At 67.4% G+C, this 8,338-nt stretch carries 11 protein-coding genes; 4 read left to right on the forward strand and 7 right to left on the reverse strand.

The features are described from left to right. Positions 1-385 precede the first annotated feature (385 nt). From KBI44_15970 to KBI44_15980, 3 genes are read right to left on the reverse strand one after another with little or no spacing between them, the layout of a single operon-like run. The gene (locus tag KBI44_15970; GenBank protein MBP9145976.1) at positions 386-1,000 is read right to left on the reverse strand and encodes a hypothetical protein; all 615 of its coding nucleotides are present in this window, start codon (positions 998-1,000) and stop codon (positions 386-388) included. Beyond that, positions 1,000-1,890 (reverse strand): zf-HC2 domain-containing protein, encoded by an 891-nt coding sequence (locus KBI44_15975; GenBank protein ID MBP9145977.1) that lies wholly within the window; start codon positions 1,888-1,890, stop codon positions 1,000-1,002. Before KBI44_15975 ends, KBI44_15970 begins: the two co-directional genes overlap by 1 nt. Next, positions 1,887-2,456, reverse strand: coding sequence for a sigma-70 family RNA polymerase sigma factor (locus KBI44_15980; GenBank protein ID MBP9145978.1), 570 nt, complete (start codon positions 2,454-2,456; stop codon positions 1,887-1,889). The genes KBI44_15975 and KBI44_15980 overlap by 4 nt, the downstream gene beginning before the upstream one ends. 439 nt (positions 2,457-2,895) lie before the next feature. Between KBI44_15980 and KBI44_15985 the strand changes: the two genes are divergently transcribed. The 4 genes from KBI44_15985 to KBI44_16000 all read left to right on the forward strand — a co-directional run bounded on the left by KBI44_15985 (position 2,896) and on the right by KBI44_16000 (position 5,329). After that, positions 2,896-3,780, forward strand: a complete 885-nt coding sequence (locus tag KBI44_15985; protein ID MBP9145979.1) for a CPBP family intramembrane metalloprotease — start codon at positions 2,896-2,898, stop codon at positions 3,778-3,780. Positions 3,781-3,987: 207 nt separating this feature from the next. Then, a complete protein-coding gene (locus KBI44_15990) occupies positions 3,988-4,278 on the forward strand; it encodes a toxin (protein ID MBP9145980.1) in 291 nt (96 codons plus the stop codon). Next, entirely contained in the window at positions 4,275-4,550 is a 276-nt protein-coding gene (locus KBI44_15995) for an antitoxin (protein ID MBP9145981.1), read from the forward strand. Before KBI44_15990 ends, KBI44_15995 begins: the two co-directional genes overlap by 4 nt. Before the next feature lie 353 nt (positions 4,551-4,903). Further along, positions 4,904-5,329, forward strand: coding sequence for a hypothetical protein (locus KBI44_16000; protein ID MBP9145982.1), 426 nt, complete (start codon positions 4,904-4,906; stop codon positions 5,327-5,329). A gap of 48 nt (positions 5,330-5,377) precedes the next feature. On the opposite strand, the gene KBI44_16005 is transcribed toward KBI44_16000, so the two are convergent. The 4 genes from KBI44_16005 to KBI44_16020 all read right to left on the reverse strand — a co-directional run bounded on the left by KBI44_16005 (position 5,378) and on the right by KBI44_16020 (position 8,257). Continuing rightward, positions 5,378-6,835 carry an IgA Peptidase M64 gene (locus KBI44_16005; GenBank protein MBP9145983.1) on the reverse strand — a complete coding sequence of 486 codons (1,458 nt, stop codon included), beginning with the start codon at positions 6,833-6,835 and terminating at the stop codon, positions 5,378-5,380. Between the two features lie 132 nt (positions 6,836-6,967). Next, positions 6,968-7,222 (reverse strand): Txe/YoeB family addiction module toxin, encoded by a 255-nt coding sequence (locus tag KBI44_16010; protein ID MBP9145984.1) that lies wholly within the window; start codon positions 7,220-7,222, stop codon positions 6,968-6,970. Then, positions 7,219-7,470, reverse strand: coding sequence for a type II toxin-antitoxin system prevent-host-death family antitoxin (locus KBI44_16015; protein ID MBP9145985.1), 252 nt, complete (start codon positions 7,468-7,470; stop codon positions 7,219-7,221). Before KBI44_16015 ends, KBI44_16010 begins: the two co-directional genes overlap by 4 nt. A 67-nt stretch (positions 7,471-7,537) precedes the next feature. Then, the gene (locus KBI44_16020; GenBank protein ID MBP9145986.1) at positions 7,538-8,257 is read right to left on the reverse strand and encodes a hypothetical protein; all 720 of its coding nucleotides are present in this window, start codon (positions 8,255-8,257) and stop codon (positions 7,538-7,540) included. Positions 8,258-8,338 lie beyond the last annotated feature (81 nt).

Here is an 8,338-nt window from a genome sequence, read left to right on the forward strand (position 1 = left end):
GCGTGACGGTTGCCAGAAGCGCTGTTTCGCTGGAACCAAGAGCTGGTGTTGTGAGCCGCCTGTTCGGCTACGACCTCCTGGTAGTGGAAGGAGTCGGCAAGTTCCCGGTCTGGCCCGCGTGGTTTCTCGTCTCTCAGAAGGAAATTGAAGAGGGCAGAACGGGGAAGGGGTGACGCTCGTCCGCGAAAAAGTGGACAGGCACCCATTCCCGCGGGGTTCGTGATTCCCGCGGCGGTGTTTGGGGAATGGGAGCTTTTCCCCCTTTTCGCTCTTGTCCTGCCACGCAGGCCGGATCGGCTGGTTCCGCGGCCTCGGAACGCGAAAACGCCGGGGACCCGTTCACGGGTCACCCGGCGTTCTGTCTGATTCGGGTTTTGGACTCCCCCTACGCTAGATCCGCGGTCTCCGGGGTCTCGGGGCGATCCATCCTGGCTTTGATGAAGAGGTAGGCGCCGAAGAGGATGACGGCGACGGGCCACCACTCCTTGAGCCACGAGAGCGACATGCCGAAGGCGGTGTGGGCGAGGAGGAGGGCGCCCACCAGGGCGACCACGGTGCCGCCGAGCATCGAGCCGCCGAGGCCGGGGAGCATCAGGTCGGTCGGCAGCTGGATGCCCGTGCGGCCGGCGAGGACTTCGTTGTAGAGCGCCGCGCGGCGGCCGGCGTCGATGATGTTGTAGAGCCAGAAGAAGACCATGAACATCGCCGTCATCGGCGTCAGCTCCCCCACTTCGGAGGAGAGGACGGTCATCAGACCCGCGACCACGGCGGCGTGGACGAAGCCGCGCTGGTAGTACCCGACATAGACCTGGCCGAGGCCGGGCATGAGGGAGAGGAAGCAGGCGAGTCCCGGCGACTTGCGGCGCGAATCGAGGATCGAGAGGTATTGCGACGCCGGCGGCGCAGCCGCCGAGGGAACAGATACCGGGGCGGCAGGGGAAGCCGCGGGCGGCCGGGGTGCAGCGGTCTGCGGCGGAAGGGTCTCGGTCATCTCGCTCATCACTTCTCCTTGAAGGTCTCGGTGGTCTCGGGTGCGGAGGAGGGCGCATCGTCCCTCGTCTCCAGCAGGGACGCAGTGTCGTCCCAAAAGGTTCCCACGTGGGTGCGGACTTCGATCATCAGCTTCCCGGCATCGTCCGCCGTCGCGCGCAGCTGCGTGCTCCAGTCGGCTGCGACCTCGGCGGCGGGCGACGCACGCAGCGCCCGCTTCGCCGCCGCGAGCCGCGGCGCGAGCGCGACTTCGGGGAGAGCGAGGCGCGGCAGGGGGGGCTCCTGCGCGATCGCCAACGCCCCGGACGGTACGGCCGCGAGCGGCGAACCGGGGGTGGCGAAGACCAGCGCCAGCGCGACGACGCCGACATAGGCGACCTCCGAAGCGAAGCGCGGCCGGTGCCAGAGCTGCGGCCAGAGAGCGTCCCACCAGCGGCGGATCTGCACCTCGAAGGGGAGCGTGCGGCGCAGCACCTCCGCGACGAATGCGGGGTCCGGCCGCACCTCGGCGAGACGCGGCAGGTCACGCGCGAGCTCGAGAAGAACTGCGTGGAGCGCTCGACAGTCGCCGCAGGCCGCGAGATGGCCGTGCAGGAGGTCGCGATCGATCTCCGCCAGAGGCTCGTCGATCTCGGCTGCGAGGAGCTCGTGCGCACGCCCGCAGGCGCGGCCGGCGCCGGACTCCCCCTGGATACCGCTTTGCGCGAGCACTGCGGGCGCGAGATCGGGCGCCGGCGCGGCGGTAGCGGCCGCCGCGGCATCACCCAGGCGAGCGAGCTCGAGGAGATCCCGGCAGAGCGCGCAGCCCGCGAGATGCTCCGCGCAGCGGCGCGCTTCGGCGGCGGGGAGAGTTCCCGCCAGCAGTCCCTCGAGATGGAGCTCGAGATCGTGGCAGCTCATGTCGCACTCCCGTACGACGGGTCGAGCGTCCGGATCGCCAGGGCGAGCTCGATGCGCGCGCGGTGGGCGCGGGACTTGACGGTGCCCAACGGCAGAGAGAGGAGCTCGGCGATCTCCTCGAGCTTCAACTCCTGGGTGTCCTTGAGGAGGATCATCTCGCGGTTCTTCTCGCTCAGCTCGCCGAGAGCGCGATAGAGCAGGACCTCCCGGGCGCCCTGCAGGACGGACTCCTCCGGCGACGGGTCCGGCGAGGAGATCTCGTGCGCGTCTTCGAGCGCCACGGCGAAGGCGGGAGTGCGGACCTCGCGGCGGCGCAGGCGGTCGATGCAGCAGTTGCGCGCCAGGCGCAGCAGCCAGGGGAGAAAGGCCTGGCCTTCGAGGAGGCCGTCGAGTCGGGTATAAACGCGAAGGAAGATCTCCTGGGCGGCGTCCCGGGCCTCCTCGCGGTCGCGCAGGAAGTGCAGCGCCACGCCGAAGACCCGCCCCTGATACTGCCGGACGAGCGCCTCCCAGGCGAGGTCGTCGCCCTGGCGACAGCGTTCGAGCAGAGTGTCTGAATCCAGCAAGCGCTCCCTCCAGGCATCGACAGGCATCGACAGGCATCGGCAGGCGGCGGCAGACGTGGGATCACGCCACCTGCTGACTGAGACGCAGGGAAGAGAGAAAGGGTTGCATCGGCGGCGCACTCCCGTTGCGCCCTGCCCTGGTGAGGGGCCGCCTCGAGGCTCCGGGTGAAGGCGGAGGACGCAGCCTGGAGGAGGAGAAAAGCGGCTGGCACCTCCTACTGGACTGCGCTGGCCAGGGCCTGCACCGCGGAAGCGGTAGCGCGCCCGGAGCCTCGGACGACAGGCGAAGGCGTCGGCTGAACGCCGTTCCCTGCGCATCGCGCGCGTAAGAATCCGACCGTATCGCCGTTGGGACAGTAGACATGCGCTGCGGTACGCCCTCGACCCACTTGCATCGGGACCATCGCGAGGGGTGCGGCGCAAGAAAGACGGCGAGACCTTGAAGCCCAACCTGAGATCCGTGTTCTTCGATGCCGACCGGCGCCTGCGCAACGGTTGGTGGATCGTCGTGTTCCTCGGCTTCATCGCCCTCACGCGTTTGGCTTACAAACCCATGACCCAGAGCCTTCGGGGCCTTGGGCTGGGCGAGCTGGGGCTCGAGCCCGTGCCATTCCTGCTCACGCTGCTGGCGACCTGGGGCTGCACGCGGCTGCGCGGCGAGCCGCTGTCGAGTGTAGGTTTCCTTCTGAATGCGCAGTGGTGGAGGGAGATCGCCCTGGGGCTGCTGGTGGGCACGGGCACGGTGTTCGCGGTTGTGGGCGCGATCTGGGCCATCGGCGGTGTGCGCTTCGCGCTGGACCCGGCGCGCAGTGCCGGCACGCTGCTCTGCGGGCTCTATGTGTTCCTGTGCGTGGCCCTGATGGAAGAGAACCTCTTCCGGGGCTTCCTGTTTCAGCGCCTGGTGGACGGTGTCGGTGCGCGGGCAGCGCAGATCGCTCTGGCATCGCTCTTCGCGCTGGGGCATTGGGGCAGTCCGGGCATGCAGGGCGGCACCCGACTCGTGGCCTCGCTGGATCTGTTCCTGGGCGCGGTGCTGCTGGGCCTCGCCTACCTGCGCACCTGCAGTCTGGCCCTGCCCGTGGGCCTGCATCTGGGCTGGAACTGGACCCAGGGCCACGTCCTGGGATTCGGCGTGAGTGGCTACGAGCATGCCGGCTGGTGGCAGCCCACCTTCCAGGGCCAAGCCGACTGGCTCACCGGCGGCGCCTTCGGGCCGGAGGCCAGCATCTTCAGTCCGATGTTGAGTCTCCTCCTGATCGTGCTGCTCTGGCGGTGGAAGGGTTCCGTCGAGAAAAGGGGGACAGACACCCAGTTCCTCGGCTGAAAGCGGCAGAGGGGGCATGGGGATTCGGGAAATCGCCTGGCACTTCGCACTGGAGAAACCTCGCCCCTTGACCCGGGAGCCTTCAATGAGTGGCACCTCACACTGCAGGAGACGCGCGGCAGCGCGCAATGCGGCACCACCTCGCAGGGCATCCTGGGCAACTCGATACGTGTGCCTATTCGGCACACAGCATGGTAGGCTTCCCAAGTGGCGAAGGGCTTCGGATGGGGTACCGAGAAGAACCTCCAGCTGAAGAAGGAGCGCGGGATCACCTTCGAGGAGATTCTGTTCCACATCGAGCGCGGCGACCTGCTCGATGTCCTCGAGCATCCCCACCCGGAGCGTTTCGCCCAGCAGAGGATCTTCGTCGTCAGAGTGGTCGACTACGTCTATCTGGTGCCGTTCGTCGAATCGGAGACCGAGCTCTTTCTGAAGACCATCATCCCGAGCCGGAAGGCGACCCGCGACTACCTGCGAAGTGAGGGGGAGAAGCCATGAAAAAGCCCGATTCCGAGGAGCGGGATCTGCTCGAGTCGATCGAGAAGGGCGAGTGGCGCTCGACCGGACTCAAGGCTCGCGAGCGGGCGCGTTACGAGCGCGCCGCGGCGGGCACCCTGCGCAAAGACCGGCGCGTCAACCTGCGCCTCTCCTCGCGCGACCTCGATGCGATCAAGAAGCGCGCGCTCCTCGAAGGCCTGCCGTACCAGACTCTCATCGCGAGCGTCATCCACCGCTACGCCGCGGGGACTCTGAAAGAAAGCGATCGCTGAACGCTTGCTCTGCCCGCAGTCCATATACTCGGTCCCATTCCCGAGGAGGACTCATGGCGAAGGTTTGGCTTGTGAATCGTCGGCTCGGCTTCTTGCTTCTCCGGGGACCTGCCCTTGCGGGGTTCGCGGTCCTGGCCGCGGGCCTTCTGCTTTCTTGCTCGCGAGGTCCGTCAGGTGAAACCGGCGGCGCGGCTCCTCGAGCTTCGCCGACGTCTCTCAGAGTCGAGCCGGCGAGAATCACCAGCTCGCCAGCGATCCCTGGACGAAAGCTGAGAGTCTTCGGGTCGTACCCCGGCGTCGGCGATCGAGAGCTCGAAGCCACTCGGGTCCAGTTCAAGAGCTCCGATCCGGCAGTGGCCTCTGTGTCGCCCTCCGGCGACGTACTCTTTCTTCAGCCCGGCATCGCCACAATCGTCGTGACCGTCGAAGGTGTCCAGGCGATCGCCTCGGTGGAGATCCGGAAGCCTCCCATCGCGCTGGAGGTATTGCGGGTCTCGCGAGGCGAAGTCACCGTCGTGGTGGACAAGCTGCGCCCCGGGCAGAGTTTCCGCATTTTTGGGACGACCGACCTCGAACAGGGAGTGACGCGGGTCACCGAATGCGAGCGCCTGGATCTCCTGATGAAGAACGCGACGCCGCTCGCGGAGGTTCAGCTCCCGGACGATAGTGGGACCTTCACCGAGGCCGCCGTTCCCTTTCCTGCGAACGCGAAGGCGCTCGCCCTCCAGGTCGTGACCAGCGATTGCGCGATCAGTCCAGAGGTGACCGCGGCCCCTTAGGCCTTGGGTTCGAAGGTCCCCGACGGGAAGCCCATCCGGAGCTTTGCCCTACTTCCGCTTCGCGTACAGATCGATCACCCGGTCGATCCCGTGGCGGCAGACGGGGCAGAAGGGGACGCGGTCGCGGGTGAACATGATGCAATCCGCCGCCGGGCGGTAGTAGCCCTTGGCTTCGTAGTTGGCGCCTTCGAAGGCGCCGACTTTGTGGGCGTGGGCTTCGGCGCCGAGGCGCTTCTCTTCTTCGTCGCGTTGTCGCGTGAAGAGGGCGTCCATCTCGGACTCGGGGCGATTCTCGGCGCGGATCTTCCGGCGTTCGGTCTGGATTTCGCGCGCGCGGGCTTCGAAGCCTTCCTTCTCCCACGGCGTTGGCAACGGGGTGCCGGGCTCGACCAGGTGCTTCCACTTGAGATTCGTCGGGTCGAGGAGGGCGGTGACGTTCGTCTCCCACGGCTCGATGCGGTCGGCGGCCGGGGCGTAGGCGACATCCGAGGTGTAGTACTCGTCGGCGAGCGCGGCGAGATGATGGCCGAACTCGTGGACGAAAACGTACGGCGCCCAGAGCGAGTCGGCGGCCACCGTGCTGAACTGGCCGAAGATTCCGCCGCCGCCGTAGGTGTTGCCGTTGGCGAGGATCTCGACGACCTCATACGGCGCCTGGGACGCCAGGTCGCGGAAGGCGCGGTTGTCGAACGTCAGGATGTAGCGCTCCGAGCGGAAGGCGTCATAGGTCGAGCCGGCCGGCGGGCGGCGGTGGATGCCGAGCGAGGGGCGCGAGATGCCGGACTCGGCGGCGGCCGGGCAGAGGCCCCAGACGTTCAGCTCACTGCGCCGGCTCTGGAACGGCTCGACCGCGAAGAGGATCGCCATCAGGCGGCGGGCGTCTGCCTCGCACTTCCCGCGCTCGGCGGCGGTGTAGCCGTCGCCCAGGATCAGGAAGTCGAGCTTCTCGGCCGGGTCGCCAGAGCGCTGCAGCGCAATCAGCTCGCCGGCCGACGGCGGGCGCGAAGCGTCGACGAGCATGTCGGCGGGATCGACCACCAGCGACCAGATCTCGCGGAAGTCGTTCGCCTTGTCGCGCTTCTTGAGGACGATCTGCACCGGGCCCGCCGGCCGCGGGAAGCGCAGCGACTCGGAGAAGGTGCGGTCGATCTCCGAAGCCTCGCCGGTCGTCTCCCACTCGCCGTAGATCGACGCGAAGCCGCGCGAGTAGAGGACGCGATGCGAGCTGCGGTCGATGACCTCGAAGCGGTACTTGCCGAGATTCGTGTCATCGATCGTCTTCGCAAGGTCGCCCGGCCACGGCAGCGGCTCGACGACCGCCCGCTCGAGCGCGAAGCGCTCCTCGCGGGCGTTGCCGGTGTGGAAATAGTCGACCCGCAGCGTCTGCGGCGGTGCGGCGGAAGCTGTCGCGGCTCCCGCGGAGACGGCAGCACCGCCCGCGAGTCCGAGGGGTAGCAGGAGGGTCAGCAGGGCGTAGGGGGTGAGGCGAACTGCGGAGGGGTGCATGCGGATCTCCATTAGAAAGCGGGAAGCCGGCGCCAGTTTACCGATTCCGGCCGCAGAACCCGGGAAACCGCTGGAGATCCGGAAATCGGTAACTGTCACCGGTGCTTGTCGAAGGCTTCCTCGACGCGCGGCTCAATAGTGGAAGCGCAGCTGGGCGAGCAGGAGCGCGTCGCCCTCCACCCGATAGACCATTCGGTGCTCCTCGGTGATCCGGCGCGACCAGTACCCGGCGAGCGCATGCTTCAGAGGCTCGGGCTTTCCGTTCCCGGCGAAAGGCTCGCGCTGCGTCTCCCGGATCAGCTTGTTGATTCGCTCCACCATCCGCTTGTCCTGCTTCTGCCAGTAGAGGTAGTCCTCCCAAGCGGCGTCGGCGAAGATCAGTTTCAATCGCCCAGTTTCCGCTCGACACCTTTGCCGGATTCCAGTTGGGCGACGGCGGCGAGGAGTCGCCTGGCGTTGGCGGGCGTGCGCAGGAGGTAGGCAGTCTCCTCGAGCGCCTTGAAATCTTCCAGCGAGAGCATGACGACGGAGCGCTCGCCGTTGCGCGTGATGATCAGGGGCTCGTGGTCGTCGCAGACGCGGTCCATCGCGCTGGCGAGGTTGGCACGAACAGTGGTGTAGGTGATGGCATCCATATCTGGGCTCCCGGACTGTACGTAATACTGTACATACAGGGGCGGCAGGTGTCCAGGGGGACGGCCTTCAGCTCTTCGCCGGGAACGCCTCCGCGACCTGCTTCTTGATCTCCTTGAGGTTCTCCTGCAGATACTGCTCTTCTGCCGGGGTCAGGATCGTGAACGGTACCCGCACGACGCTCGCGGCGAACTTTACGTTGAGCCAATGCTGCCCGAGCGCGATGCCGCCCGGCAGGTGGAAGTAGATCCGGCCGATGCAGCCGCGGCGGATGGTGAGCTCGACCTGGTCGAAGACCATCGCGGGGGAGTCCACGTTGGCGAAGAAAGCGATGCGGCAGAGCTCGCTCGCGAACGTCGGAAAGTACAGGATCGAAGGGTTCTCGCGGGTGGCGCGCCACTGCAGAGCCTCGGCGCCGGCGGCCCGTTGATCATTCACCGCCGCCATGGGGAGGGTCTTGCCGTCCGGCGTCTCGAGCGAGATCGCGTCGCGCGTGAGGGAGTAGGCGGGGGTTTTGCCGAGCTGCGTCATTCCGACCTCGAGCAGCATCCACTCGCCGCCGATCGCGCGGTTGGCGGACATGAACCCGAGCACGACGAAGTCCTCGTCGTTGTAGGCGACGCGGAGGAACTTGCCCTTCAGGGTGATGACCTCCGGCACCCCGGGCTCGGGCATCTGGACGGTGGGCGGGTTCGGAGCCTGAGCCACTGCCGGAGCTCCCGGCGCGAGCGCCGCCGCAAGGGACAGGAGGCCAGCGAGGAGGAACGACGGTCGGCGCGGGATCAGCATGGGCAACTCCTCCGTGGGACTCCGCGAAAGGCCGGCCCGCGGAGGGAATCAGGCTTCCCGGGCCGCAAGGCCCGTTCCCGC

It is taken from the genome of Thermoanaerobaculia bacterium, assembly GCA_018057705.1.
GTDB lineage: Bacteria > Acidobacteriota > Thermoanaerobaculia > Multivoradales > JAGPDF01 > JAGPDF01.